The sequence below is a fragment of the Longimicrobium sp. genome, from assembly GCF_036399255.1.
Lineage (GTDB): Bacteria > Gemmatimonadota > Gemmatimonadetes > Longimicrobiales > Longimicrobiaceae > Longimicrobium.
The window spans coordinates 56,538-82,465 of record NZ_DASWNM010000173.1 but is presented as its reverse complement, the minus strand read 5'-3'; the positions used below and the strand labels follow the sequence as shown (position 1 = coordinate 82,465).

At 75.2% G+C, this 25,928-nt stretch carries 18 protein-coding genes; 5 read left to right on the top strand and 13 right to left on the bottom strand.

The window, feature by feature from the left end:
* Positions 1-5: 5 nt before the first annotated feature.
* From VGC13_RS32750 to VGC13_RS32740, 3 genes are read right to left on the bottom strand one after another with little or no spacing between them, the layout of a single operon-like run.
* Positions 6-665 carry a NeuD/PglB/VioB family sugar acetyltransferase gene (locus VGC13_RS32750; RefSeq protein ID WP_331129573.1) on the bottom strand — a complete coding sequence of 220 codons (660 nt, stop codon included), beginning with the start codon at positions 663-665 and terminating at the stop codon, positions 6-8.
* Positions 662-1,276, bottom strand: coding sequence for a sugar transferase (locus VGC13_RS32745; RefSeq protein ID WP_331129572.1), 615 nt, complete (start codon positions 1,274-1,276; stop codon positions 662-664). The genes VGC13_RS32750 and VGC13_RS32745 overlap by 4 nt, the downstream gene beginning before the upstream one ends.
* Entirely contained in the window at positions 1,266-3,413 is a 2,148-nt protein-coding gene (locus tag VGC13_RS32740) for a bi-domain-containing oxidoreductase (RefSeq protein ID WP_331129571.1), read from the bottom strand. Before VGC13_RS32740 ends, VGC13_RS32745 begins: the two co-directional genes overlap by 11 nt.
* Before the next feature lie 996 nt (positions 3,414-4,409).
* Here VGC13_RS32740 and VGC13_RS32735 point away from each other — a divergent pair.
* Genes VGC13_RS32735 through VGC13_RS32715 form a run of 5 tightly spaced genes read left to right on the top strand, consistent with a single transcriptional unit; the run spans position 4,410 to position 10,059 of the window.
* Positions 4,410-5,405 (top strand): NAD-dependent epimerase/dehydratase family protein, encoded by a 996-nt coding sequence (locus tag VGC13_RS32735; RefSeq protein WP_331129570.1) that lies wholly within the window; start codon positions 4,410-4,412, stop codon positions 5,403-5,405.
* Entirely contained in the window at positions 5,398-6,762 is a 1,365-nt protein-coding gene (locus tag VGC13_RS32730; RefSeq protein WP_331129569.1) for a protoporphyrinogen/coproporphyrinogen oxidase, read from the top strand. Before VGC13_RS32735 ends, VGC13_RS32730 begins: the two co-directional genes overlap by 8 nt.
* A complete protein-coding gene (locus tag VGC13_RS32725; protein ID WP_331129568.1) occupies positions 6,759-7,784 on the top strand; it encodes a hypothetical protein in 1,026 nt (341 codons plus the stop codon). Before VGC13_RS32730 ends, VGC13_RS32725 begins: the two co-directional genes overlap by 4 nt.
* Positions 7,781-9,238 carry a glycosyltransferase family 4 protein gene (locus tag VGC13_RS32720; RefSeq protein WP_331129567.1) on the top strand — a complete coding sequence of 486 codons (1,458 nt, stop codon included), beginning with the start codon at positions 7,781-7,783 and terminating at the stop codon, positions 9,236-9,238. Before VGC13_RS32725 ends, VGC13_RS32720 begins: the two co-directional genes overlap by 4 nt.
* The gene (locus tag VGC13_RS32715) at positions 9,235-10,059 is read left to right on the top strand and encodes an XrtA system polysaccharide deacetylase (RefSeq protein ID WP_331129566.1); all 825 of its coding nucleotides are present in this window, start codon (positions 9,235-9,237) and stop codon (positions 10,057-10,059) included. The genes VGC13_RS32720 and VGC13_RS32715 overlap by 4 nt, the downstream gene beginning before the upstream one ends.
* A 356-nt stretch (positions 10,060-10,415) precedes the next feature.
* Here the strand turns inward: VGC13_RS32715 and VGC13_RS32710 are convergent.
* The 10 genes from VGC13_RS32710 to VGC13_RS32665 all read right to left on the bottom strand — a co-directional run bounded on the left by VGC13_RS32710 (position 10,416) and on the right by VGC13_RS32665 (position 25,924).
* A protein-coding gene (locus VGC13_RS32710) for an ISNCY family transposase (protein WP_331129647.1) occupies positions 10,416-11,923 on the bottom strand; the annotation gives its coding sequence in 2 pieces (ribosomal slippage) (positions 10,416-11,032 and positions 11,032-11,923; 1,509 coding nt in all).
* A 575-nt stretch (positions 11,924-12,498) separates the two neighbouring features.
* The gene (locus VGC13_RS32705; RefSeq protein WP_331129565.1) at positions 12,499-14,325 is read right to left on the bottom strand and encodes a heparinase II/III domain-containing protein; all 1,827 of its coding nucleotides are present in this window, start codon (positions 14,323-14,325) and stop codon (positions 12,499-12,501) included.
* A 774-nt stretch (positions 14,326-15,099) separates the two neighbouring features.
* Positions 15,100-16,332 (bottom strand): glycosyltransferase family 4 protein, encoded by a 1,233-nt coding sequence (locus VGC13_RS32700; RefSeq protein WP_331129564.1) that lies wholly within the window; start codon positions 16,330-16,332, stop codon positions 15,100-15,102.
* Positions 16,329-17,435, bottom strand: a complete 1,107-nt coding sequence (gene wecB / locus VGC13_RS32695) for a non-hydrolyzing UDP-N-acetylglucosamine 2-epimerase (protein ID WP_331129563.1) — start codon at positions 17,433-17,435, stop codon at positions 16,329-16,331. The genes VGC13_RS32700 and wecB overlap by 4 nt, the downstream gene beginning before the upstream one ends.
* A gap of 556 nt (positions 17,436-17,991) precedes the next feature.
* Positions 17,992-19,581 carry a Gfo/Idh/MocA family oxidoreductase gene (locus VGC13_RS32690; protein ID WP_331129562.1) on the bottom strand — a complete coding sequence of 530 codons (1,590 nt, stop codon included), beginning with the start codon at positions 19,579-19,581 and terminating at the stop codon, positions 17,992-17,994.
* A complete protein-coding gene (locus VGC13_RS32685) occupies positions 19,578-20,774 on the bottom strand; it encodes a glycosyltransferase family 1 protein (RefSeq protein WP_331129561.1) in 1,197 nt (398 codons plus the stop codon). Before VGC13_RS32685 ends, VGC13_RS32690 begins: the two co-directional genes overlap by 4 nt.
* Entirely contained in the window at positions 20,771-22,219 is a 1,449-nt protein-coding gene (locus VGC13_RS32680; protein ID WP_331129560.1) for an ArnT family glycosyltransferase, read from the bottom strand. The genes VGC13_RS32685 and VGC13_RS32680 overlap by 4 nt, the downstream gene beginning before the upstream one ends.
* The gene (locus tag VGC13_RS32675; RefSeq protein ID WP_331129559.1) at positions 22,216-23,496 is read right to left on the bottom strand and encodes a glycosyltransferase family 4 protein; all 1,281 of its coding nucleotides are present in this window, start codon (positions 23,494-23,496) and stop codon (positions 22,216-22,218) included. The genes VGC13_RS32680 and VGC13_RS32675 overlap by 4 nt, the downstream gene beginning before the upstream one ends.
* Positions 23,493-24,614: an alkaline phosphatase family protein gene (locus VGC13_RS32670; RefSeq protein ID WP_331129558.1), complete on the bottom strand. Its 1,122-nt coding sequence runs from the start codon at positions 24,612-24,614 to the stop codon at positions 23,493-23,495. Before VGC13_RS32670 ends, VGC13_RS32675 begins: the two co-directional genes overlap by 4 nt.
* Positions 24,599-25,924 carry a hypothetical protein gene (locus VGC13_RS32665; protein WP_331129557.1) on the bottom strand — a complete coding sequence of 442 codons (1,326 nt, stop codon included), beginning with the start codon at positions 25,922-25,924 and terminating at the stop codon, positions 24,599-24,601. Before VGC13_RS32665 ends, VGC13_RS32670 begins: the two co-directional genes overlap by 16 nt.
* Between the last annotated feature and the right edge of the window lie 4 nt (positions 25,925-25,928).

The following is a 25,928-nucleotide window of genomic DNA, read 5'->3' as shown; positions in this document are numbered from 1 at the left end:
CCCGCTCAAAGGACGCGCGTCCGTACGACCCGCGCCGGATTTCCCACCACGGTGGCCCCCTCGGGGACGTCCCGTATGACCACGGCGCCCGCGCCCACGATGGCCGCGCGTCCCACGCGGATCCGGTTGATGACGACGGCGCCCGCGCCGATCCAGCCTCCCTCCCCCACCCGCACCTCGCCGGCCAGCACGGCGCCGGGGGAAACGTGCACGCCGTCACCCAGGACGCAGTCGTGCTCCACCACCGCGGCGGTGTTCACGATCACCGCGCCGCCCACCACGGCGGCGGCGTTCACCACCGCCCGCGGACACACCACCGTCCCCGGCCCCAGCGTGGCCGAGGGGCTGACGACGGCGGAGGGATGCACCAGGGCGGCGGCGGCGCGGGAGCCGGCGGCGCGCAGGCAGGCCAGCCGCCGCGCGTTGTCGCCCACGGCCGGCACCACGGCATCCGCATCCCCCGGAAGCACCGCGTTCGATCGCAGCGCCGCCTCCAGCTCCGCCTCCGAGGCGATCACACGCCCACCGCCGGGCTCCGCCGGCAGCCCCAGGCGGGTGGCGTCCGCGTCGGCGTAGCCGGCCAGCCGCTCGCCCGCCGCGCGGACCACGTCGGCCACCACCCGGCCGTGCCCTCCGCCCCCCCACACCAGCAGCCGGGTGCTCACGCCGACTCTCCGCCGCCGCCCCGGAACAGCTCGCGGGTGGCCTGCCCGGGCTGGGCCACGCCGTGGCGCCGCACCACCATTCCCACCGTGCGCGCCAGGATGCGCAGGTCCAGCAGAAAGCCGCGGTTCTCCACGTACCAGGCGTCCTGCTCCAGCTGGTCCTCCCACGACAGCGCGTTGCGCCCGTTGACGGCGCTCCACCCGGTGATGCCGGGGCGCACCTCGTGGCGGCGCGCCTGCCGCGGGCTGTACCGCGGCAGGTACTCGGGAAGGAGCGGGCGCGGGCCCACCAGGCTCATGTCGCCCCGCAGCACGTTCCACAGCTGCGGGAGCTCGTCCAGGCTGCTGGCGCGCAGAAACCGGCCGAAGGGCGTCAGCCGCTCGGCGTCGGTGCCGGGCCCGTGGCGCATCGTCCGGAACTTGTAGATGGTGAAGGTGCGGCCGCCCAGCCCCGCGCGCGCCTGCCGGAAAAGCACCGGACGCCCCAGGAACACGCGCACCGCCAGCGCCACCCCCGCCAGCACGGGCGCGCACAGCACCAGCCCCGCCCCGGCGCCCACCAGGTCCAGCGTGCGCTTGGCGGCCCCGCCGGGCGCCCGCTCAGCCGCCACGCCGCGCCTCGCCCCTGCCGTCACGGGCCAGCGCGCCGGCGCGCACGGCCCAGCGCGAAACCTCCATCACCTCGTCCAGGGGGATGGGCGCGGGGCCGCCCCCGCGCACCGCCGCCGCCCAGGCGCGCACCTCGGCCGCGTGCCCCTTGTCGGCTGCCCGGGGCCGGTTGAGCAGCGAGCCGCCGGGCACGCCCCAGCGCAGCAGCCGCCGCCAGTTGTCGATGGCCGCCGTCTTTCCGTCCCAGAAGCACTCGATGCGCTCCTTGGGAAAGCTGCGCGCGCCCGAGGCCAGGTAGTGCACCACCGCCGTGGAGCCGTCGGCGAAGCCCATCGACAGGTGGGCGATGTCGTCCACCGCCCGCCCCTCCCCGTCGCGCGCCGAGACGGCCTGCACCTCGCGGATCGGGGCGCCCACCAGCGCGCGCGCCAGGTCCATCCAGTGGCACGCCTCGCCCACGATGCGCCCGCCCCCCAGCTCGGGGTCCTGCGTCCAGTGGTCGCGGGGGATCATCCCCGCGTTCACCGTGGCGACGACGGAAAGGGGGCCCGCGCGTCCACGCAGCAGCCCCTGCATCTCCACGGTCAGCGGGGCGAAGCGGCGGTTGAAGCCCACCATCACCATGCGCCCGGCGGCGCGGGCGGCGGCCTCGACCCGGTCCAGCGACGCCTCGTCCAGCGCCAGCGGCTTTTCGACGAACACGTGCTTCCCCGCCTCCAGCGCACGGATGGCGAGCGAGGCGTGGCTGTCGTGGCGGGTGAGCACGTAGACGGAATCCACGTCCGCGTCCTCGAAGACGGCGTCCAGGTCGGTCGTCACCCGCTCGAAGCCGAACTTCTCGGCCGCGATGGTCCCCGTGACCCCGCCGCCCGACGCCACCACCCGCAGCCGCGCGCCCTCTTCCCTGAGCACGGGAAGCAGCGTGCGCACGGCGAAGTTGCCGGCGCCGATGACTCCCGCCCCGCCCCGCCCGCCCGCCGGGGCCGCCGGCCCGCGCTCCACCGTCCGCGCGGCGCGCGGCGAGGCGCCATCGGCCGGGGGATAGGTGAGCACCACGCCCAGGCTGGGCTCGCTGCCGCCCACCACCTGGTACGCCCCGGCGGCCTCGGCGAAGGCGAAGCGGTGGGTGACCATGGGCGACGGGTCCAGCGCCCCCGTGGCCATCATCATCAGCACGGCGTCGAAGTTCCGCTGCTCGGTCCAGCGCACGTAGGGGAGCGGGTAGTCGCGCCCGCCCTCCTCGTACTCGGGGTCGTACCGCCCCGGCCCGTAGCTGCAGGACACGGAGAAGCTGAGCTCCTTGCGGTAGAAGTCGTCGCGCCGCAGGTGCAGCCCGCTCACCCCCACCAGCACCAGCCGGCCGCGTTTGCGGCTCATGGCGGCGGCCTGGTGCACGGGGTCGTCGCTGTCCGAGGCCAGGGTCAGCAGCACGGCGTCGGCGCCCACGCCCCCGGTGAGCGCCTCGACCCGCGCGGCGGGGTCGCCCACGGTGCCGTCCACGGCCACGGCGCCAAAGCGCTCGGCCAGGGCCAGCCGGCCGGCGTCGCGGTCGATGCCCACCACCCGGCACCCCGAGGCGCGCAGCAGCTGCACCGTCAGCAGGCCGATGAGGCCCAGCCCGTACACCACCACCGTCTCGCCCAGCGAGGGCGCGGCCAGCCGGATCCCCTGCAGGCCGATGGCGGCCACGGGGGTGAAGGCGGCCGACTCGAAGCTCACCCCCTCGGGGATGCGGGCGGCCAGGGTGTGGGGAACGCGGACGAACTCGGCGTGGGGCCCGTTGGTCACCACCCGGTCGCCCACGGCGAAGCCGCCGGCGCGGGGGCCGGCCTCGGCCACCACGCCGGCGTTGCAGTACCCCAGGGGGATCGGCGCCTCGAGCTTGGCGCGGACGGCGTCCAGCGTGGGGACCAGCCCGTCGGTGCGCACCTTGTCGAGCACCTGGCGCACCTTGTCGGGCTGCTTGCGCGCCTTTTCGAGCAGCGACGCGCGGCCGAACTCCACCAGCATGCGCTCGGTCCCGGCGGAGACGACGGTGGCCTGGCTGCGCACCAGGAGGTTGGGACCCGAAACGGCGGGCACGGGCGCGTCCACCAGCAGGGTGGCGCCCGAGTCGAGTCGCTGCAGGAGCTGCTTCATCCGAGGGCCGCAAGGGGAAACGGCTCGCCCGCGAACCGGGCGCGCCGGAGTTCGTCACAAACCCCAAACATAACCTCCGTGCCGCCGGCATGCACCCCCCGAAACCTGCCCCTTGCGCGCCGGGCGGGGGAAACACGTATTTATGAGACGAAGGGGTCCCGCCATCGAACCCCCGCGGGCGCTGGAACGGCGGCGGGCCGCGACTTCAGCCGGTGCAGGGCGTGCGCGTGTCCCGCCGCCGCGCCGCCGCCCGCGGGGGTCCGGTCCGCGGGCGTGCGGTTCCACCGCACCCCGTACCCGGGTCCGGTGGAGGCGGCGGACCCCGCGCCGGCCGCCCGGGCGCTGACCGGAGGAAGGAGCGTTCCATCGCCACGCGACTGTACTCCAGCGACGCGCGGCCGCGGAGCCGGTGGAGCGGATGGACGCACGGCCGCCGCTGGCGAGGAGCCGGGTGCTGGACGGGATGCGGGCGAGGCCGGCTCCGCGCCCCGCTCCGGAGCGGGGCGCAGAGCCCTGGGGGATCGAACCTGGATGGCGCCGCTGGAGTACGCGCGCCGGATGCACGGGATCCCGGCGGTGGAGCATCCGGTGGAAAGCGGCTCGTGCCGGCCCGGTGTCGGCGGCCGGCCCGACCGCCGCGCCCCGGCGGGAGCCTGCTGGCGGGAATGCCCTCGCGCGACCCCTGCCACCCCCGGGGGGGCGTCCTGGGCCGCCGGCGGAGCGGGGGCGGATTCCCCCCTCCCGAACCCCCTGGACTCCACCCGGCCGTTCCGCCCCACGCAGATCCTGCCGCTGGACGAAACCGCGGCGATTCTTCGCCGGCGCGGGGGTGGAGCTGGTGCGCGCCGGAGCGGTGCACGAGCCGGCCTTCGCGGCCCCGGCCGGGTGTGGCGCATCCGCGGCGAGGGGGTCGTGGCGGGCAGAAAGCGCGCGGCGTGACGGCGCGCGCCCACCCGTGAACCCGGGCCACATGCACAAGCGTGTTTCGTGACAATCATGACCAGCACGAACCCCCTCCCCCCTCCCCACCGGGTGCTGATCACGGGCGGCGCGGGGTTCATCGGCGGCCACCTGGCCCGGCGGCTGCTGGACCAGGGGAGCGAGGTGACCGTGCTGGACGACCTGTCCACCGGCCGCGAAGCCAACCTTCCCCACCACCCGGCGCTGCGCCTGGTGCGCGGCTCGGCCACGGACCCGGCGGCGGTGCGGGCGGCGGGGCCCGCGGACCTGGTGCTGCACCTGGCCGGCGTGGTGGGAATGCGGCTGGCCGTGTACGAGCGGGAGCGCGCCTACCACGTGGCGGACGCGGGAACGCGCACGGTGCTGGCGGAGACGGGCGCCGCGCCCGTGCTGCTGTTCTCCTCCTCCGCGGTGTACGGCGGGGACGCGGAGCAGCCGGTGGCGGAGCGGCGCGCGGTGCGCATGGAGGGGCTGCGTCTGTACGACGGGGGCGCGCCGGGGTACGCCAGCGGCAAGTGGCGGCTGGAGCAGCTGGGGCGCGCCGCCGCCCGCGCGGGGCGCCGGGTGCTGATCGTGCGCCCCTTCAACGTGGTGGGTCCCGGGCAGTCGGACGCGTACGGGATGGTGATTCCCACCTTCGTCCGCCGGGCGCTGGACGGGCTGCCGCTGGAGGTGCACGACGACGGCCGGCAGACGCGCTGCTTCAGCCACGTGCGCTGCTTCACCGGCTGCATCGCCCGGCTGCTGCGCGACCCCCGCGCCTGGACGCGCCGGGCGCTGACGCTGAACGTGGGGTGCGGCCAGCCGGCCTCCATCGGCGAGGCGGCGCGCGTCGTCCTGGAAGAAACGGGCTCGTCGTCCGCCGTGCGCCACGTGCCCTACGCGGAGGTCTTTCCCGGCCGCGCGGACGTCCGCGGCCGCATCCCGGACGCCGGGCGGATGCGGGCGCTGCTGGGGGAGACGGAGTGGCCCGGCCTGCGCGCCATCGTCCGCGACGTGGTGGCCTCGCTGCGCGCGGGGGCGGATGGTTGACGTGGAACTGCTGGTGCTGGGCGGCGGGGTGACCGGGCTGGCCGCCGCGGCCGGGATGGGGGACCGGGCGGTGGTGATCGAGCGCGACGCGCGCCCGGGCGGGCTGGTGCGCACGGAGTGCTTCGACGGGTACTGGTTCGACCGCGTGCTGCACGTGCTTCACTTCCAGGACCCGGCGCTGCGGGACCGCACGCGGGCGCTGCTGGGCGGCGTGCTGGCCCCCTGCCCCCCGGAGGCGTGGGTGGAGACGGCCGCGGGGACGGCCCGCTTTCCCATCCAGCTGCACCTGGGCGGGCTGCGGGCGGAGGCGCGGGTGCGCTGCCTGGAGGGGCTGGCCCGCGCCGCCTGCGCCCCCGCCCCGCCGGATGGCGGCGGGCCGCCCGCGTACGACCAGTTCCTGCTGGCCAGCTTTGGCCCCGCGCTGTGCGAGCTCTTCTACTTTCCCTACAACCGCAAGCTGTGGCGGCGCCCGCTGGACGCGCTGGTCCCCGCCGGGCAGACGTGGAACCTGCAGCGCCCGTCGCTGGCCGACGCCATCCGCGGCGCCTTTCCCGACGCGCCCCCCCGCGGCGGCTACAACGAGGACGCCTTCTATCCGCGCCCCCCGGCGGACGCCCCCTGCCGGGGGATGGAGGTGCTGGCCCGCGCCCTGGCCGCGCGCGTCCGCCACCTGTCGCTGGCGACGGAGGTGGAGGAGATCGACCCCGCGCGGCGGACGGTGACGGCGCGGCGCGGGGGCGAGCGGGTGGTGTACCGATACGGCGCCTGCCTGTGCACCCTTCCCCTTCCCGCGGCGATGCGGATGTGCGTGGACGCGCCCCCCGCACTCCGGGAGGCGGCGGCGGCGCTCCCCCACAACGCGGTGCTCTCCGCCGCCTTTTCGGTGCGCGGCCCGCGCCCCGCGGCGCCCGGCCAGTGGCGCTACTACACCGACGAGTCGCTCTGCTTTACCCGCCTGGTGCACATGACGGAGCTGGACCCGATGATGGCGCCGGCGGACGGATGGGGGGTGCTGGCGGAGATCCCGGTGCGCTCGGGCCCGCGCGCGCCGGACGCCGAGGTGCTGGCGCGCGCCCGGCGCGACCTGGCGCGGGCGGGGGCGCTCCCTCCCGGGTGCAGGGTGGTGGATGCCCGGCTGATGGCGGCCGACCCGGCGTACGTGGTCTTCACCCGCGGCGCGGACGCCGCCGCGCGCGCCTGCCGCGACTGGCTGGCGGAGCGCGGGATCGCCGCGCTGGGGCGCTACGGGCGGTGGGAGTACTCGTCCATGTCGCGGTGCATGGCGCAGGGGATCCGCTGGGCCGAGTCCGCGCGCGCCGGCGTTCCCTGGGCGGACGGCGAGGCGGCCCTGGCATGAGCGCCCTCGCCCTCTTTCTCCTGGCCGCCGCGGCGGGCGCGTGCGGCACCCTGGCGGCCCGGGCGCTTGCGTTCCGGGTGGGGATGGTGAGCCGGCCCAACCCCATCGTGGCCCAGCACACCCGCACGGTGGCGTACCTGGGCGGCGCGGGGGTGGCGGCGGGATGGGCGGCGGCGCTCCTCGCGGCCCCGGGCCTGGGCTTCGCGGCGGAGGCGCCGGGGCTCCCGCTCGCGGCGCTGGCGGTGGGCGCGGCGGCGTTCCTGGCGATCGGGGTGTGGGACGACGCGCGGCCGCTGTCGCCCGCCGCCAAGCTGCTGCTGCAGGGTGCCGCCGCCGCGGGGGCGGCGGCGGGAGGGATCGTCCTTCCCGTCACGGGAAGCGGGGGCGTGGACGCGGCGCTGTCGGCGTTCTGGATCGTGGTCGTGGTGAACGCGGTGAACCTGACGGACGTGTGCGACGGGCTGGTGGGCGGGGTGGCGGTGGTGGCGCTGCTCCTGCTGGCCGCGGCGTCGCCGGCGGTGCGGGGGCCGGCGCTGGCGGCGGCGGGCGCCACGGCCGGATTTCTCGTCTTCAACCTCCCCCCCGCATCCATCTTCCTGGGGGACGCGGGCGCCCACCTGCTGGGCTTCGTGCTGGCGGCGCTGACGCTGGCGGACGCGCGGGGGCTGGCCCTGCCGCACGCCGCCGCGCGCGCGGCGCTGGTGACGGGCGTGTTCCTGTTCGAGCTGGCGTTCCTGGTGGCGGCGCGGCGGCGCAAGGGGATCCCGTTCTGGCGGGGCAGCCCGGACCACGTCTCGCTGCGCCTGCAGGCGGCCGGGCTGTCGCGCTGGCAGACGGACGCCGTGGCCTGGTCCGCGGCCGCGGCGCTGGGCGGTGCGGCGCTCCTCCTGCCCCGCGTGCCGGCGGCGGGACGCGCCGTGCTCCTGGCCGCCGCGCTGGCGGGGCTGGCGGCGGCGTGGCGGGCGCTGCTGCGGTGGGAGGTGCCGCCGCGCCCCCCGCGCGCCGCGGTGGAGGGCGGATGACGGGGCGGCTGCTGTGGATTCACCAGAACTTCGTGAGCGCGCGCGAGGCGGGGAACTCGCGGGCCATCCACCTGCTGGCCGCGCTGCTGGAGGCGGGGTGGCGGGTGGACCTGGTGTGCGAACAGGCGAGCTACCTGGGCGCCCGCGCCGTGGACGCCACGGACGGGCCGGTGGTGCGGCGGGAGGGCGGGCTGGCGGTGCACCGGCTGCCGGGGCGCGAGACGGGGCTGCGGCTTCGCGGACGCGGGCGGGCGTTTCTGGGGTTCGCGGCCCGCGCGCTGCGCTACGCCGCCACCCTGCCGCGGCCGGACGTGGTGTACGCCTCGTCGCCCCCGCCGCCGCAGCTGCTGGCCTCGCTGGCCGCCGCCGCGCGCGTCCGCGCCCCGCTGGTGTTCGAGGCGCGCGACCTGTGGCCGGCGTTCCTGCTGCAGGGCGGGATGCTTGCCCCCGGGCCGGTGGCCGAAGGGCTGTGGTGGACGGAGTCGCTGGCGTGCCGGACGGCGGCGGCGTGCGTGGCCGTGTCGCCCCCGTTCGCCCCCTACCTGGAGCGCCTGGGCGCCCGCGCCGTGACGGTGGCGCTGACCGGGGGGGACCCCGCCCTGCTGGACGCGGACCGCGCGGCGGGGGCGGCGTGGCGGCGGCGGATGGGGGTGGAGGACCGGGTGGTGGTGGCGTACACCGGGTCGCTGAACGAGCCGTACGGCATTCCCGCGGTGCTGCGGGCGGCGCGGCGGCTGGCGGCGGAGGACCCGCGGGTGGTGTGGGTGTTCGCGGGTGAGGGACGCGGCCGGCCGGAGGTGGAGCGGGCGGCGGCCGAAACCGGGGCCGTCCGCTGGCTGGGGATGATGCCCAAGGACGCGCTGGCCCCGGTGCTGCTGGGCGCCGACCTGGCCCTGCAGACCCACGCCGGCTGGCCGCTGCTGCAAACGACCGTGTCGGGAAAGCTGTTCGACTACCTCGCCGCCGGGGTCCCGGTGGTTTCCCTATCCGGGGGGGTGACGGGAACCCTGCTGCGCGAGGCGGGGGCGGGCGTGGTGGTGGCGCCCGACGGGCTCGCCGCGGCCGTGCGCGCGCTGGCCGCCCTTGCGCCGGACGCGCGGGCGGCGATGGGAATGCGGGGCCGCGCGTGGGTGGCGCGCCACGCCCCCGCACCCGCCGAGGCCCGGCGGATCGTGGCCGTGGTGGAGGCGGCTCGGGGCGGGCCGCCGGTAACCCGGGACGCCCTGCTGCGCGCGGGGCTGGCCGCGGGGCGCGCCGTCGCGCGCCGCGCCCCCCAGCGCGCCGTCGCCGACCTGTTCGGCGGGGGGCGCGAGGAAACCATCCGCCGCGCCTTCGACGCGTGGATGGCCGCCGCGGGCGCGTTCGCCGCCGACGCAGCGCCGCCCCCCATGCCGCTGCTGCTCTCCGACCGCGACCGCACGGCGTCCGCCCCCGCGCGGGCACGGCTCCCATGACGCGCCCGCCGGCTCCCCCGCACGTGATGACGGTGGACGTGGAGGACTGGTATCATCCCCTGGAGCCGGACCCGGCCCGGTGGGGGGGATGCGAGGACCGGGTGGAGGGGAGCACCCGGCGGCTGCTGGAGGCGTTCGCGGACGCGGGGACGCTCGCCACCTTCTTCGTCCTGGGCGACGTGGCGCGGCGGCACCCCGCGCTGGTGCGCGAGATCGCGGCGGCGGGGCACGAGGTGGCCAGCCACGGGATGCTGCACCGCTTCGTCTACCGGCAGACGCCGGCGGAGTTCGCGGACGACGTGCGCCGCTCGCGCGACCTGCTGGCGGACCTGTCGGGCGCGCCGGTGGTGGGATACCGGGCCCCGTACTTCTCCATCACCCGCCGGTCGCCGTGGGCGCTGGGGGTGCTGCGCGAGCTGGGGTTCACCTACGACGCCAGCGTGCACCCCGTGCTCAACCACCGCTACGGCATTCCCGGCGCGCCCCGGCTTCCGCACCGCACGGCGGAGGGGCTGCTGGAGATCCCCCCCAGCACCTTTCCTCTGCCGCCGCGGGTGAACGTTCCCTGCGGCGGCGGCGCGTACTTCCGTCTCCTTCCCTACGCGGTGACGGAGCGGATGCTGGCGCGGCTGGAGCGCGCGGGGGAGCGGATCGTCTTTTATCTGCATCCCTGGGAGGTGGACCCCGGCCACCCGCGCGTGCCCCTGCCGGCCGGGCTGCGCGTTCGCCACTACCACGCGCTGGACCGGGCGGAGGACCGCCTTCGCCGCCTGGTCCGGCGCTTCTCCTTTGGCTCCGTCCGCGAGGTCCTTGCCCCATGAGCACGCCCGTGCGGCGGGTCGCCCCCTTCTTCGACCGCCGCGCCTTCGTCCCGGGCGTGGTGGAAGCGTACCGTCCCGGGTGCTGGCTCATCCTGGTCGCCGGTCCCTGACCTGCTGCCCCCAGCGGCACGCCCGCTTGCCGGATCGCGGAGCTCGCCCCCGCACAATGTGAACGGAGCCAGCAGAGCACGTCACTCCGCTGACTCCGTGTGGCATCGAATTCCGTGAAGCGCGCCGCTCACCCCGGCCGTGGCGGTGGCGGATGGTTCTCGAGGTCGCGCATCAGGTGGGCGCGCCGGCCGATTCCGGTGTGCTGCAGAGATCATCCGGCGGCCGCCATCCCTTCCCCAAAAAACCTAGGATGGCAAAGCTAGCTTGCCTAGGCGCTCTTCAAGGTTGCCGAGGTACGCCTTGGGATCACGACGGAACTGCAGTCCTCGGCGTCGGATGGTGCAACGGGCGTTGAGTTGCTGGCGCAGCTGCGTCCAGCGTGCAAGATCGCGTGGCTGCAACTCCGCGCCACTTCGGCTGCGCAGGCGCGTTGCCGCACCGGCCACCAGGCGTACAGAGCCACGTAGGACCAGTCCCAGGGGGGCGCGCTTGCGCCCCGTCGTCCGGCGCTCGTGATGGCGGCTCGATCCGAAGAACTGCTCCAGGTCGTTGTTGGTGCGTGGCAGCCCCTTCACGCTGTAGCAGTGAAAAAGCCCCGGCCAGTAGCTCCGGCTCACCTTCAGGAAGCGGTCGACCGCGGGAGCCAGCGCGCCCGCCTGTTCCCGGTCGTGCTTCATGACGTCGAGCAGGGCCTGGAGGCGGCGCTCGACCTCCTGGGCATCAAGCTTCTCTTCGTTGTTCAGGATCCGGGCGGCAGCGTGGATCCATGGAAAGGCAATGCGCACGTCCGGCCAGAGGTCGCGTGTCTTGTCGAGTCCCTTCGCGACCAGGGTCTTAAGCTTCGCGAGCGGCTTTGGCAGAGCCCCCTTTTCTCAACCCGCTCCAGGCTGTCGTGGATCTTGGAGAGCCGCTCGTGCAGTTGCAGCCCCGAGGCACTGAGCGGTGGCGGGCCATCATCGGTCAGTGCGCTGCGCACCGCCGCACAGTAGCCGCGCACCACCTCGGCTTCCGCGTCGCCACGCGGCTCCACCTTCCGTTCGATCACGCGGATCCCGCGCACGTGCTTCTTCAGCACCTTCTTCGCGTGCCGGTCCGCCTCGTAGACCGGCAGCGCCGCCTCGCGCAGGTAGTGGAACTGGCAGAGCTGGTGCGGCACACCCGGAAGCGCCCGCTCGACAGCCCGGCGGATGGACCGCTGCCCGTCCGAGACCACGCCCTCGATCGGCACCGGGAGCACCGAGACCACCGCACTGAGCAACGCGGCAAGGTCCTCGCCGGCGGAAGAAAGCAGGCTCTTCGCCAGCAGCACCTCGCCCGAGAGGCAGTCGCGCAGCACCCAGAGCACCTCGTGTCCCACATCGGGCTGCAGCCCGTCCAGCGCCAGGATCACGCGCCCTTCCCGCGCGGTGATTTCCCGCAGGCGCTCCGCGTCCGTGAGCGAGAGGGCGAGCAACTCGTCGTAGCGCTCCAGCAGGTAGACGTTGCGCTCGGCGATGTCGACGTCGCGCTCGCGCAACGCGCGGTGCATCTCGGGCACGCTCAGGTGCTGCACGTAGCGCATCGCACCGATCAGCGCGATCACGTCCAGGCCGAACTCGTGGTGCGGCAGAGCCAGCGCGCCCTCGGCTTCGGGGCGATAGGGACGGTGATAGCGCGGACAGTCCGCGTGCGGGCAGCGCCGGATGGACAGGTGCAGCCGCAGCAGGCCGGAAAGCGTGACGAGGGTGCGGTGATTCGTGTACGCGGCCCACATCATCCGTCCGCAGGTCGGACACGCGGTGCATGCAGGCGCCAGCGACTGCTCCAGCGTGGGATTGGGACGAGCGCGACGTCGAGCCATCGGTTCCTCCGGCCGGGAGAAAGTCTCGCGAAACCCGACCACTAGTTTACTTCGGTCACTTTTGCTACGCTAGAAAAAACGCGGATGGCACCCTGCCGCATTCCACCCCTCTCGCGTTCCCGGCAGCCCACGCCGGCTCGTGCCTCGTCGACCGGCGCGCCATGCCTCCGCTCACATGAACTCCCGCCTGGACCCCGAATCCGGGAAACAACGCCTTCATGGATACAGAGGAACAGAGTCAGACAGAGCCAGGATGATGTTTCGACTCGCTTTCTCTGTCTGGCTCTGTTCCTCTGTATGATCATTCTTTTCCAGGATCTGGTCTGAGGATGAGGCAGCTTGTGGGAATGCACAATCGGGCCGAGAACCCGGTATGAGCTCCCCACCTGCTGTGCAGACCCTTGCTCACGGAACCTGGGCCAGCCGTAGCCGCACCCGCCCCCCCCGGCTGTCCCCTGTCCCCTGTCCCCTGTCCCCTGTCCCCTGACTCAGCCCGCGGGACGGCGGATGCGGGTGACGATGCGGGTGCCGGGGGTGACGGGGCCGCGCACCACCTCCCACCAGCGCGAGGCGATGCGCTCGCCGTAGTGGGGCGAGAACCAGCCCAGCACGTCGCCCTCCGCCGCCTGGTGCAGCACGGCGCCGCCCTCCACCTGCACCCAGGCGGGGTCCGCGTCCGGGTGCAGCAGCCAGCGCACCGTCATCTCGCCCGCGGCGGCCAGGGCGGTGTCCACCACCGTCACCTCGTCCGCCGTCACCGTCACCTCGCGGCGCACGCGTCCGGGAATCTGGCCCGCCAGCACCGCCGCGCCCGCATCCATCCGGGCTCGCAGCAGGTCCGCCTCGGGCCACAGGTACCACAGAAAGCGCGGGCCGCGCACCCCCGGCTCGGTTCCATCCAGCAGCGGCGCGTTGTGCACGCGCGCCCACACCAGCCCGTTGCGCCAAGGCGGGGGGCCGTTGTAGGCAAAGGTCCCCGCGTCCACCACCACCTCGCGGCCGTGCAGCCGCACGTCCAGCTGCAGCGGGTCCAGGTGCCCGGGGCGCGCCTGGTAGCGGCCCGCGCGCAGGAACACCGCCGCGGCGCCGATCCGGGCCGAGGCCCACCCGCCGGGGCCGCTGCGCACCCCGTCCGCCACGGGTCCCCCGGCGTCGGGAACGGGCAGGCCCAGCCAGGCGCACACCTCCTCGTCCGGCTGGATGCCGGGGGGCAGCGCGAGGCCGAAGGTGGCCGCGGCGGCGGTCATCAGCGGGCGAAAGTCGCGGTACGGCGCCAGGGTGACGGGGTGCACCAGCGCGCCGTCGTTGGCGCCGTGGTTGGGGACGATCCCCGTCTCCGGGTCCGCCAGCGCGCCCAGCATCTCCACCGCGGCCCGCACTCGCGCCACCGCGCCGTCCGAAAGCGAGAGCCCGGCGGCACGCAGCACCCGCTGGGCCACCACCAGCTGGTCCAGCGACACCCGCAGGTAGGTCAGGGAGTGCTGCACGTACCAGCCGTCCTCCCCGAACTGCTCGCGCACCAGGCCCTCCAGCGTGCGCCGCCCGCGCGCCAGCCATCCGTCCGCCTCGGGGTGCGCGCCGCGCAGGCGCTGGCCCAGCACCACCAGCCCCATGGCCTCGGAGACCGCGTGGTTGTTGCGCTGCGAAAGGGCGTATCCCAGCGCGTCCGCCACCCGCTCGCCCGACGCGGCCAGCGTCCCCGCGATGCGCCCCATGGCCTCGGGGGTGCTGGAGGGGGCGCCGGCCAGGTTGGCCTCGGCGTACAGCAGCGCCACGGCCCGGATGGTGGTTTCCTGCCCGCACCCCCAGTGCGGCCCCCGGAAGGGCGGGCTCGAGGCGTGCCACCCCGCGAACCGCTCGTGGAAGGCCCGGGCGTAGCGGTCGTCGCCGGTGACCCGCCAGGCGCGCACCAGGTCGTACACCCAGCCAAAGCGGCCCGGCTCCCACACGTCCTTGATGTCGCCCATGGTGGCGGTCAGGTGGGGCACCGCCCACCACGCCGGGCCTCCGAAGGCGACGCCCGTGTGCGGGTGCGTGAGCCACTCGCCGGGGGTGCGGGGGAGGGGCCGCCACTCTCGCCGGTACGCCTGGTGCTCGCCCCCCGCCACCCGGTCCCCCCGCGCCACGGCGGCGGCCACGTCCGTCGCCGCGCGCAGCCGGGCGGCGTCCACCGCGAACGGGTGCGCGGCGGGCACCGGGGGCGCCATGGCGTGGCGCGGCTCCGGCCGGAACCATCCCCCCGCCCGGCGCACCTCGTGCACCGCGCGCAGGGCACCGCCCCGCGCCCCGAAGGTGCGGTACAGGGTGCTCGCCACCCGCGGCCAGCGTCCCGGCGGGATCACGGCGCGCGCGAAGTGGCGGCGTACTGCGGAACCTGCTTCATCGACGATTCTTCCGGTAAAAAGCTCCCACGGGCGCGGCGCGGCGGTCCATCCCGGCTGTCCGCCGTCGTGCAGCGCGCCGGCGGCGCCGGCGTCAGGTGCAGCGCGGGGTTGGCGCACAGGTGGAGCGCGGCAGGGAGCCATGAGAATTTCTTCGAGCGGACCTGCCTCCCGCTCCCCCGCCCGGGTGGACGATGCGTCTCCCCCCGCTCCTCACGCCGGGATCCATCCCCGTGCCCGGACCTCACGCTCCACACCCCGCCGCCCTTCACGCCGGGCCCCGCCGACGCACAGACCCGATGCGCGTCGTTTTCCGCGGCCTGCCCACGGCGCGCAGCCGGCATGGCGCCGCGAGCGCAGACGCGGCGCCGCAGGCTGCGTGGCAGTGCCGGACACCTCCAGGGATCGCGCGGCGGGTTGGTGCGGGGGTCGGACCGCGGAAGCGCCGCGGCACGCGCCGGAGAGGCGGCCCATCCCCCTCGATTGGATTCTCATGGCCCGCCCCGGCCCGTTCGCCGTTCCCGCGGCACGGCCGGACCCCATGCGGCTCCGGCAGACGGCCTGGTGCACGAAGGAGCGCGGAGACCGGAATCCACCCGGGCCGGCGCGGTGGATGGCTCCACCGCCGGACCCGCGTCCCTTGCTCCGCCTCGCCGGCTCCGGATCAGGCGCCCGCAACGGGGCGTGCACCCGCGGCCGGCATCGGGATCAACTCCGCAGCAGCCCGCGCAGCGCGGCGTCCAGGCGGGCGGCCACCACCTCGCGGCCGTGCTCCCGCGCCACCCACGCCCGGCCCGACTCGCCGCGCCGCGCGCGCGCCTCCGCGCCCTCGCCGGCCAATCGCAGCACCGCGTCCGCAAGCGCCTCGCCCGACGCGTCCGCCGCCTGCACCCCCGCGTCCGCCGCCCGTACCATCCCCGCGACCTCGCCGGGGACGTTGCACACCACCGGCAGCGCCGCGCCCAGATAGTCGAACAGCTTGTTGGGGCTCACGCCAAAGGCGAAAAGGGGAGATTCGCGCAGCACCATCAGCCCGGCGTCGGCCTCGGCCAGCAGCGCGGGGACCTGCGCCTTGGCCACCGGCGCCCGGAACTCCACGTTGCGCAGCCCCCGCTCCCCCGCCGCGCGCACCAGCTCGGCCTTGGCCGGCCCGTCGCCCACCAGCAGAAAGCGGACGTCCGGCCGCCCGCGCAGCCGGTCCGCCGCGTCGAGCACCGCGTCGAGCCCGTTGGCCGGCCCGTGCGCCCCGGCGTAGACCAGGGTAAAGGTCTCGCGCGGGGGGCGGGAGACGTCCGCGAACGCAGCCGGATCCACCCCGTTGGGGACGTAGACGATCTTCTCCGCCGCCACCCCCCGCTCCCGCGCCAGGTACTCCCCCGTCCCGCGCGCCAGCACCACGATGCGCGCGGCGTGGGCGTACAGGTGCCGCGCCAGCGCGTCGAAGGCCCAGTAGGCGGCTCCCCTGCGCCCGCCCACGGCCAGCAGGCTTTCGGGCCACAGGTCGCGCACCTCCAGCACGAAGGGCACCTCCAGGCGCCGCGCCAGCCGCAGCGCCGCCCACGCCGCGAACAGGTGCGGCGACGAGCCGATCACCACGTCGGGCCGCGCCGCCTTGCGGTCTCCCAGCAGCGACAGGCCAAAGCTTCCCCAGTTCCACACCCGGCGCCAGTCGTTTCCCCGGTACGGCGCCGCCCACAGCCAGCGAAAGCGCACGCCGTCCACCGTCTCCGTCACGGACGCGCGGTCCGCCGGGCCGGCGCGGCGGGTGTAGGCGCGGGTGTGCAGGTTCACGTCCGACGCGGCGATGTCCACCCGCCACCCCAGGCGCACCAGCTCGCGCCCCAGCTCGAAGTGGCGCGTGCCCCCGCCCTCCGCCGGCGACACGGCGAAGTGGTTCACCCACAGCAGCGAGGGCCCGGTGCCGTCCGCCACGCCGCTCACGCCGCGCCCGCGGGCACGCCCCGCTCCGCGTGCCAGCGCAGAAAGACGCCGGCGCAGCGCTCCCCCGCCCGCCCGTCCCACAGCTCCGGCACGCGTCCGCGCCGTGCCCCCGCCGCGGCCACGGCGGCCAGGATGCGGGGGGCGGAGCGGTCCGGCACCAGCAGGTTGGTGCCCTCGTCCACCGTCACCGGGCGCTCGGTGCTGTCGCGCAGGGTCAGGCAGGGCACGCCCAGTGCCGTGGTTTCTTCCTGCAGCCCGCCCGAGTCGGTGAGCACCAGCGCGGCGCGCTCCATCAGCCCCAGCATCTCCGGGTACCCCAGCGGCTCCAGCAGGCGCACGCCGCCCAGCCCGTCCAGCAGCCCGTGCTCCGCCGCGCGGGCGCGGGTGCGGGGGTGGATGGGAAACAGCACCGGGCGCTCCGTGGCCAGCTGAGAGAGCGCCGCGAAGATCCCGCCCAGCGTCGCCGGATCGTCCACGTTGCCGGGGCGGTGCAGCGTCACCAGCAGGTATCCCCCGGGCTCCACCCCCAGACGCGCCGGCATCCCCAGCGCCCGCGCCGCGTCGCGCTGCCGCAGCAGGGTGTCGATCATCACGTTGCCCACGAAGTGTATCCGCTCTTCGGGGATCCCCTCGGCGCGCAGGTTGGCGTCCGCGTCGCGGCTGGGGGTGAGCAGCAGCTCCGCCAGCTGGTCGGTGACCAGGCGGTTCAGCTCCTCGGGCATGGTGCGGTCGCGGCTGCGCAGCCCCGCCTCGACGTGCGCCACCGCCACGTTGCGCTTGGCGGCCACCAGCGCGCAGGCCACGGTGCTGTTCACGTCGCCCACCACCACCACCAGGTCGGGCGCCGTGCGCTCCAGCACGGGCTCGAAGGCCAGCATGACCCGCGCGGTCTGCACCGCGTGGGTGCCGCTTCCCACCTCCAGGTTCACGTCGGGGGCGCGGATCCCCAGGTCGTGGAAGAAGGCGTCCGACATCCGCGCGTCGTAGTGCTGGCCGGTGTGCACCAGCACCTGCTCCACGCCCGGTGCCCCGTCCAGCGCCGACATCAGCGGCGCGATCTTCATGAAGTTGGGACGCGCCCCCACCACGTGCAGAATCCGCATCAACCCCTCGATCCCTGGTCTCGCCGCCGGAGGGCCCTCCGGCGCACGCATGTCATGCCCGGCCCGCAGGACGAACGACGTTCAGACGAATGCGCGTTCCCCCGGACCGCGCACGGGCCGGAGGGTTCTCCCGATCGCGCATCACGGGTCCGATCGGCCCGCTCCAGTGCGCCGCGAGCCGCATCCATCCCCCAAAAAAATCTCTCATGCCCCCCTGCCGTCCTCCCGTCCCTCCCCCGTTCCCGACGGCTCGCGCCGGCCCGTGCCTCGTCGGCCGGCACGCCATTGGGCAGAAGGCGGCACGAGCAAACTCCGTTGCCTCTGTTGCCCCGTGCGAGCTCCCCACCTGCCGCGCAGACCCTTGCTCACGAGACCTGGCCAGCCGCACCCGGCCCGCCGGTTGTCCCCTGTCCCCTGTCCCCTGTCCCCTGTCCCCTGTCCCCTGTCCCCTGTCCCCTGTCCCCTATTCCCTATTCCCTATTCCCTGTCACGCGAAAACGCGGAGGCCCGGCCCCCGCGTCCCCACGCCATCCGTCCCCCGCGGTCCGCGTTACCGCTACCGGGCGGCGACGGCCTCGCGCTCCTCGCCGCGGCCCCCGAGCCTGGCGCGGAGAAGGTCTTCCAGCGCCAGCATGGCCCCGGTGGACACCTCGATGGAGCGCAGCGAGTCGCCGGGGCGCCCCTCGGCCACGGCGCGGCCGATGGACGAGTACATCGCCGCGTAGCTGCTCATCTTGTTCACGCGTCGGCGGCGCAGCACCCGGTCCGGGCCCTCGGCCTCGTAGCGGGCGCTGTTGTCGATGCGCACCGTGCGCCCGTTGGCCCGCAGCTCCACGTGCTCCTGCACCCCGATGCGGCGGCTGCCGTGGTCGGTGAGCGCCAGGGTGAACGCCGCCCCGTTGGCCAGCTCCAGCGACACGTTCATCATCCCCCGCGCCGAGACGAACAGGTCGTGGCGCACCACGTCGGCCCAGCCGTTCAGGAACAGGAAGTGGTCCACCCAGTGGCACCCGTTGCTGACCAGGCGGCTCCGCGAGTTGGGCCAGCGGTACCAGTGCAGCTCCGGGAGGGGGATCTCGAAGACCACGCAGTGGTAGTCCACCGGCTCCCCCGGCGACACCGCCAGGTCGTCGAACACCGTCTCGTTGAGCGGCGAGTAGCGCTTGTGGAAGCACGAAAAGAAGCGCTCGCCGTGCTCCCGCACCGCCCGCAGCACCGCCGCGCGCTGCGCCTCGTCGACCACCACCGGCTTTTCGGCCACGGCGCAGGCGCCGCGCCGCAGCGCCTCCACCGCCATGGGCGCGTGGGTGTGGTGGTACCCGGCGATCAGCAGCGCGTCGAACGCCTCGTCCGGCCGGGGAAAGGGCGCCGTGTCCCAGCAGGGGACGTCCCCGCCCGCCACCGGCATCTGGGTGGGGTCGATCTCGTGCACCGCCACCACGTCCAGGTACGGCGCCACTTCGGGAAGCACCAGCGTCTTGGCGTAGTTGCCGTACCCGAAGAGCACCGCCCGCGGCCGCGTCCCCGGCGCGCGGGGGGCGCCCCGGCGCTCCGCCACCGGCGACGGCGCGGGAAGGGGAAGCCGCCGGGCCTCGCTCCAGGGCGCACCGGCCGCCTCGTCGCGGACGCGCGCGAGCAGCGGGGCGGCCAGGGGAAGGATGGGCACCCCCGCGTCGGGCACCCACCCCCGCAGCGCCCGCCACCACCGTTCGGCGGGCGGGGGGGCGGGCGGCAGGTGCAGGACCACGCCCGGCTCGCCCGCCCCGCCCTCCCACGGAGCCAGCAGGGCGCCCGGCAGCACCACCCGCTCGGCGCAGGCCGGGTGGCAGGGCGCCAGGAAGCAGACCGCGCCGCCCGCGGCAAAGCGGCCGTCGCCCGCCTCCAGCACCCGCCCCACCCCCACCGAGACGAACTTCTCGTTGCGAAAGCGCTCGGCCGAGCGCGACACCACCTTGCGGGCCACGGCGGCGGGCCCCACCTCGCGCAGGTAGTTCCACACCAGCCGCGGGCTGCGCGGCACCACCGCGTACATGTCCGTGAGGCGCTCCAGGTTGCGCCAGGCCAGCACCTGCACCCGGTACTCGCCCTCGCCCCGGTGCGCGTCCAGAAAGCCGTCGCGCCACTCGCCCCCCGCCAGCACCCTCACGCGCCCGCCCCCCGCGCGGCGGCCCGGTACACGGGCACCATCTCGCGCGCCGTGCGCGCGGCGGAGAACAGCCTGTACCGCGCCTGTCCCCGCTCGGCCAGCTCGCGCCGCAGCGGCTCGGAGCCGGCCACCCGCGCCAGCGCGGCCGCCATGTCGCGCGGGTCGTACGGGTCGAAGTACACCGCCGCGTCGCCCCCCACCTCGGGAAGCGCCCCCGCGCGCGCCGCGGCCACCGGCGTGCCGCAGGCGCCCGCCTCCAGCATGGGAAGGCCGAACCCCTCGTACACGCTGGGAAACACGTACAGGTCCGCCGCGCGGTAGAAGGCCGGGATGGCCTCGTCGGGGACGTAGCCCGTGAGCACCACCCGCCCCTCCAGCCCCAGCGCCCGCACCCGCTCGCCCAGCTGCGCCGTCCCCCACCCCGAACCGCCCACCAGCACCAGCGCGTGCCCGGCCAGCGCGCCCCCGGCCTCCAGGGCGAACGCCTCCAGCAGGCGGCGCAGGTTCTTGTGCTCGTTCAGGGTGGCCACCGAGAGCACGTAGCGCCCGGTGACGCCGTACTCCGCCACCCGCCGGCGCGCCTCGTCCAGCGGCGGCGGCGCCATCTCGCGGGGAATGTGCGGCACCGTGCGGATGCGCGCCGGGTCCACCCCGGTGCGGGCCCGCGTCTCGGCGGCGGTGAAGTCGGAGTTGGGGACCAGCCAGTCCGCCCGGCGGCAGGAAAGAATTCGCTCGCGGTCCATCAGGTGCGTGCTCCAGGGGAGCTTCACCTCGGGGATGCGCTCGTGGTAGAACAGGGTGGAGAAGTCGTGCACCGTCAGCACGGTGGGTACGGGAAACGCCGGGGGGACCAGGTTTCCCGGAAAGTGCATCACGTCCAGCCGGTGGCGGCGGGCCTGCAGCCGCAGCGCCAGCCACTCCCACGCCAGCCGCTTCCACACCTCCATCCGCCCCCCCGGCACCGCGCACACCACCGTGCGCATTCCCGGGCGCGAGGCGGGGAACAGGTGCCGGTTGCGCGGGGTGGCGAACACCACGTACTCGTTGTGCGGGTCCACCTGCGCCAGCCCCGCCACCAGCCCCCGCATGTACGTCTCGCCGCCGCCGTTGACCCCCGGCCGCAGCGACAGCACGTCGACGCCGATGCGCAGCGGCCGCCCCGCGGCGGCGGCCGGCTTCCCGGACCCGCTCACAGCCCCTGCACCAGGCCGTAGAGACAGAACACCACCATCACCCCCATCAGCATGGAAAGGTACACCAGCAGCCGGCGCCGCACGGCGCCCACCCCGTGGGCGGCCAGCACCATCATCACGGGAACGCCCTGCACCAGGTAGCGGGGATTGCTGAAGTAGCCGGCCACCGCCACCCCCAGCACCAGCGCGCCGATCACCCCCACCACGTACAGGTGCGGGGGCGTCGTTCCCCTGCCCAGCGCCGACACCGCGCCGAAGAGGATCGCCGGAAGCAGCAGCAGCCACACCACCTGCCCGGGCATCAGGAACGCCGTGATGCTCATCTCCAGCCCCGCCGAGCCGGGCAGGGGAAGCAGGAACGGCATCACCAGCGCCACCAGCAGCAGGTGCGGCGACAGCAGCAGGTTCTTGCCGTACAGGTACCGCGACAGCCCGGTGGCGCGGGCGCCCACCTCGTCGGCCCACACCTCGCGCGCGTTGGTCGCCGCCGCCAGCGGGTTGCGGAACTTGGCGATCAGGTCGAGCTTGCCCGCGAGCCCCGCCGCCTGCAGCACCACCAGCAGCAGGAGCACCATCCCGCCCGCGGCGACCAGCGCGGCCAGCTTGCTTCCCCGCCGCCGGCCGGCCAGGGTGATCAGCAGCGCGGTCACCGACACCAGCGTCATCGCGCTCTCGGGGCGGATCATGAAGAGCGGAACGAGCGACAGCCCCAGCAGCACCACCCACCTGCGGGTGGGGGCGTGGTACACCTCGATGGCGCAGTACACGGTGGCCGCCACGAAGAACGACAGCACCACGTCCTTGTACAGCAGGCTGGACCACACCAGCAGGTTGGGCAGAAAGGCCGCCAGCATGCCGGCCACCACCCCCGTGCGCCGGTCGTACAGCCGCATGGCCAGGAAGAACGCCACCACCGCCGCCCCCGCGCCGAACAGCCCGTTCAGCAGGGTGGGGGCGATGGGCACGCGGCCCGTGATGGTGTAGACGGCGCCGATCAGGTAGTAGTACCCGGGGTCGCTGTCCACCAGGTACACCGACAGGGTGCCCGAGCGCCACGCCTCGGCCACCGCCCACCCGCCGGCCTCCCACGAGATGTAGTCCTTGCCGCCCTTGAGCCCCGGCAGCCCCGACAGCAGCACGGCGGCCGAGACGAGGAGCGCGACGACGTAGCGCGCCAGGAAGGCGCCCGTGAACAGGCGCGTCGAGAACACGCGGTCGCCGCGCGCCAGCAGGCGCACCCCCCAGGTGCCCATGGCCAGGAACGCCCCGCCGCTCATCACGGCGGCCGCGGCCGCGCCCAGCCCCGCCACCGGCAGGAACACCAGGGTGGCCACCCCGGCCGCCCCCCACAGCAGCAGCAGCCACACGGGCGTGTGTGCACGCGGGGGAAGGCCGGCCGGGGTGCGCGGGGGCACCGGCGGCGCAAAGGCCGCGGCGGTGCTCACGCGGCCTCCGCCGCCGGGCCCAGGTGCCTGCGGCACAGCTCGGCGAACTGCGACGCCGGGTCTCGCGCCACGATGGGGCCCACCAGCGCGAACCCCTCGCGGATCAGCCCGCGCCGCAGCGCCCCGTCGTCCATCACCCGGCGCATGGCCGCGGCCAGGGCCGCCGGGTCGCCCGGCGGCACCAGCAGCCCGTGCCGCCCGTCCTGCAGCAGAAAGGGAATGCCGCTGACCGCGCTGGCCACCACCGGCAGGCTGTGCCCCATGGCCTCGTACAGCACCCGCGGAAAGCCCTCGCTGTAGGTGGGAAGGACGAAGAGGTCGGCCCGGCGGTAGAAGGCGAACAGCTCGGGGCCGGCGGCGACGAAGCCGTGGAACGCCACCCGGTCTCCCAGCCCCATCGCCCGCACCCGCTCCTGCAGCTCGGCGCGGTCGGGCCCGTCGCCCACCACGTCCAGCGTGACCTGCCGCCCCTCGTCCACCAGCGCCCGCAGCGCGTCCAGCAGCACCGGCACTCCCTTGCGGGGGTTCAGGGTGCCCACGTACAGCAGCCGCACCGGGCTCTGCAGGCAGGTGTCCTCGCGCCGCACCATGTCCGACGGCTTCATCTCCAGGATCGGCGCCGTCTCGTAGATGGGCCGCCCCTCGCCGCCGTACTTGTCGAGCAGCGCCCGCCCCGCGGTGAGCCCCAGGCGGGTGCTGCGCATCATCCACCGCTCCCAGCGGGTCAGCAGCACGCGGTACGGGCCGAACAGCAGGCCGCGCACCCCGCCCCCCCAGCGAAAGGTGTAGGGGGTGATCTCTTCCCAGTCGTTGGCCAGGTACACCGCGGCCGGGCGGTGAAAGAACAGCCGGTTGACCGTGTACGCCACCGCGCCGGGGTAGCTGGGGACGAACGCGTACACCACGTCCCACTGGCGGATGCGGCGCACCACCGCCAGCGAGCTGCGCAGGTGGTGCGCCAGCGAGCGCGCCACCCCCGGCGAGCCCGCGGGCGGCGAGGGAAGCGGCTCCACCTGCACCCGCGGGTCCAGCAGCGGGTCGGACCCGCCGAACGCCGGGTGCTCGGCGGTGAGCACGTGCGTGCACACCGTCACCCGGTCGAAGTGGGCGCACAGCGCGCTGGCCAGCTGCCCGTAGGGCTTGAAGATCCGGTACGCCGTCCCGTCGTGCGAGATCGGCCCTGGCAGGATGAGGGTGACCCCGCGGCCAGCCCCGTCCTGCGCCGGTCCGCCGGTGCCGGCGCGCGGCGCCACCGGGGCGTTCCGGACGGGGCTCATCGCGCCGCCTCCGCGCCGCGGGTGGCGCGAACGAGCTCGCCGTGCACCGCCGTCGTCCGGTAGGCGGGCCGGGCCAGCGGCTCCGAGGCCAGGAACACCGCCTGCTGGCTGGGAAGCGCGGGATGGTAGCCGTGCAGCGCCTTGCCCGTCCCCCGCCCCAGAAAGCTGGGCGAGATGCCCAGCCCCTCGTCCACCACCCAGAGCAGGTCGCCCAGGGCGCGCGAGGTGACCCCGTACTCGCGCCGCTCCTCCTCGTCCACCAGCACCCCGTGGCGCTCCTCGCGCAGGTGCGCGGCGATCTCGGCGCGCAACCCCGCGTCGGGAACCCAGAAGCGGGCCAGGGTGGCGTCGAGGAAGTACATGTAGCGGCCGGGGCGCGCGCGGCCGAAGTGCCGCTCCACCCGCATGTCGTACGGCGCGCGCACGTTGGCGGCGCCGTGGTCCGAGACCACCGCCACGTAGCCGTCGGGGTTGGCCTGGCGAAAGCGGCCGATCAGCTCGCCCAGCCACGCGTGGTAGTCGGCGATGCGCCCCATGAACTCGGGCGAGCCCACGCCGGTGGCGTGCACCAGGGCGTCCAGGTCGGGAAGCGACACGAACAGCCCCTCGCCCGGGCGCACCGCCGCCAGCGCGCGGTCCAGCAGCACCCGGTCGCGGTGCGGCGGCGCCGCGCCGCGGAGCCCCGCGTGCAGCACCCGCGTTCCCCGGAACGCCGGGTCGTTCAGCAGGGTGGGGTGGGGAAAGCCGGGCGAGAAGGGGTAGCTTCCCGTGGGCTCGAAGTGCCCCAGGTACGAAAACGGGATGTTGGCCATGTGCCCCGCCACCCGCGAAAGCGCCTTGTGCGCCACCCGGTCGGCGTAGTAGGCGTGCCGCAGGGGCGACAGCAGCCGCAGCGCGGGCGCCCAGCCGCGCAGCCACCGGTTGCCGGGGCTGTAGTTGAAGACGTTCAGAAAGCCCAGCTGGTCGGGGGTCAACCCCGCGAACAGCTCGGCCACCAGGTTCACGCTGTACCCGAACCCCGGGCGCACCGAGGCCCGCCCCGGCAGCCCGGGAAGGAACCCGTCGGACACGTACGAGAACGGCAGGCAGTCGATGAAGACGATCAGGCTGGGCCGCACGGCTCCTCCAGAACCGAGTACAGGTAGGCGCGCCGGGGCCCGAACCACCGGCTGCTCCCCACCAGGTAGTCCACGTAGCCCCGGCGCGCGGCCAGAAAGCGGTCGGTGCCGCTTCCCCCCCGCGGCGCGAAGCCGAACCAGAGCCGCCGCAGCGCCGCCTCGGCCGCGTCCAGCTGCGCCCCGGCCTCGCCGCCGGCCAGCAGCGCCGCCAGCGCGGCGTTCAGGTGCAGCAGGAACGCCACCTGGTGCGGCCGCTTGCGGCGCAGCCACCACGGCAGCGCCACCCCCGGGCGCAGCACGGCCCCGCCGCGCAGCAGCAGGAACGCCTCGTACACGCGCCGGCGCGGCGGCTCGCCGTGCCAGTGCGCCGCCCCCTGCGCCAGCACGGCCTGGCCGATGGCCGCGTCCGGGGCGCCGGGCGAAAGCCCCAGCAGCATGCGCAGCCCGGCGCGAAACGCATCCAGCACCCGCGCGTGCAGCTCCGCGGGCGCGTGGCGAAAGCGCAGGTGCAGCTTTCCCTCCAGGCACGCCTCCAGCAGCCCGGCCGAGTCCGGCGCAAAGTACGCGGCCAGCGGCGGCCGCGTGACCGCGGCGTGCCACGCCTGCACCCGCCGCCGGAAGGTGGGGACCATCACCCCCGCGTGAGGCAGCAGCCAGGTGGTCAGGTCCAGCGCCTGCCGCGCCCAGGTGTAGCGCGCCGTCTGCACCTCCCCGGCGGTGCCGCCCCCCCGCACCACCGCGGCGGGAACGCGAAAGGCCATCTCCCACAGCCGGTGGATGGGCACCTCGTTGAGCTGGCGCAGGTCGATGCTCCCCGCGTCCAGCGCGGGGAGCTCGTCGCGCACGTCGGCGCCCAGCAGGGTGCGCCCCGTTTCGCGGGTGTCCCAGCAGCGAAAGGTGCGGGGATGACGACGGAACCAGTCCCGCGTCACCCACCCCACGTCCAGGTGAAACAGGCGCGGCCCCTCGCGGTTCACCCGCTCCTCCACCGCCGCCAGCGCCCGGGCGGCCCCCGCCCACGCCCCGGGGTCGGCGGGCCCGCGGCCCACCACGTACATCTCCAGGTCGCTTCCCAGCTGCACCCGCCCGGCCTCGTCGCGCCACCAGGTAAGCTCGCCGCGCGAGGCACTGCCGTGCAGCAGCACCGACAGGGGCCCCAGGGGCGCCACGATGCCCACGGCCTCGTCCAGGAGCGCCCGCACCTCGGGGGGATAGCCGTGCTCGCGGCACAGCGCCGCGACGGGATCGGCGGAGGGGGCCGCGGGCGTGTCCCGCGCCCCGGCCGGCGATGCGTCGCGCGCTCCCGTCACCGGC

Coding starts and splice junctions, on each gene's coding strand:
- VGC13_RS32730 (WP_331129569.1), top strand. CDS start 5,398: ATGGTTGACGTGGAACTGCTGGTGCTGGGCGGCGGGGTGACCGGGCTG.
- VGC13_RS32675 (WP_331129559.1), bottom strand. CDS start 23,496: ATGAGCCCCGTCCGGAACGCCCCGGTGGCGCCGCGCGCCGGCACCGGC.
- VGC13_RS32740 (WP_331129571.1), bottom strand. CDS start 3,413: ATGAAGCAGCTCCTGCAGCGACTCGACTCGGGCGCCACCCTGCTGGTG.
- VGC13_RS32735 (WP_331129570.1), top strand. CDS start 4,410: ATGACCAGCACGAACCCCCTCCCCCCTCCCCACCGGGTGCTGATCACG.
- VGC13_RS32715 (WP_331129566.1), top strand. CDS start 9,235: ATGACGCGCCCGCCGGCTCCCCCGCACGTGATGACGGTGGACGTGGAG.
- VGC13_RS32720 (WP_331129567.1), top strand. CDS start 7,781: ATGACGGGGCGGCTGCTGTGGATTCACCAGAACTTCGTGAGCGCGCGC.
- wecB (WP_331129563.1), bottom strand. CDS start 17,435: ATGCGGATTCTGCACGTGGTGGGGGCGCGTCCCAACTTCATGAAGATC.
- VGC13_RS32725 (WP_331129568.1), top strand. CDS start 6,759: ATGAGCGCCCTCGCCCTCTTTCTCCTGGCCGCCGCGGCGGGCGCGTGC.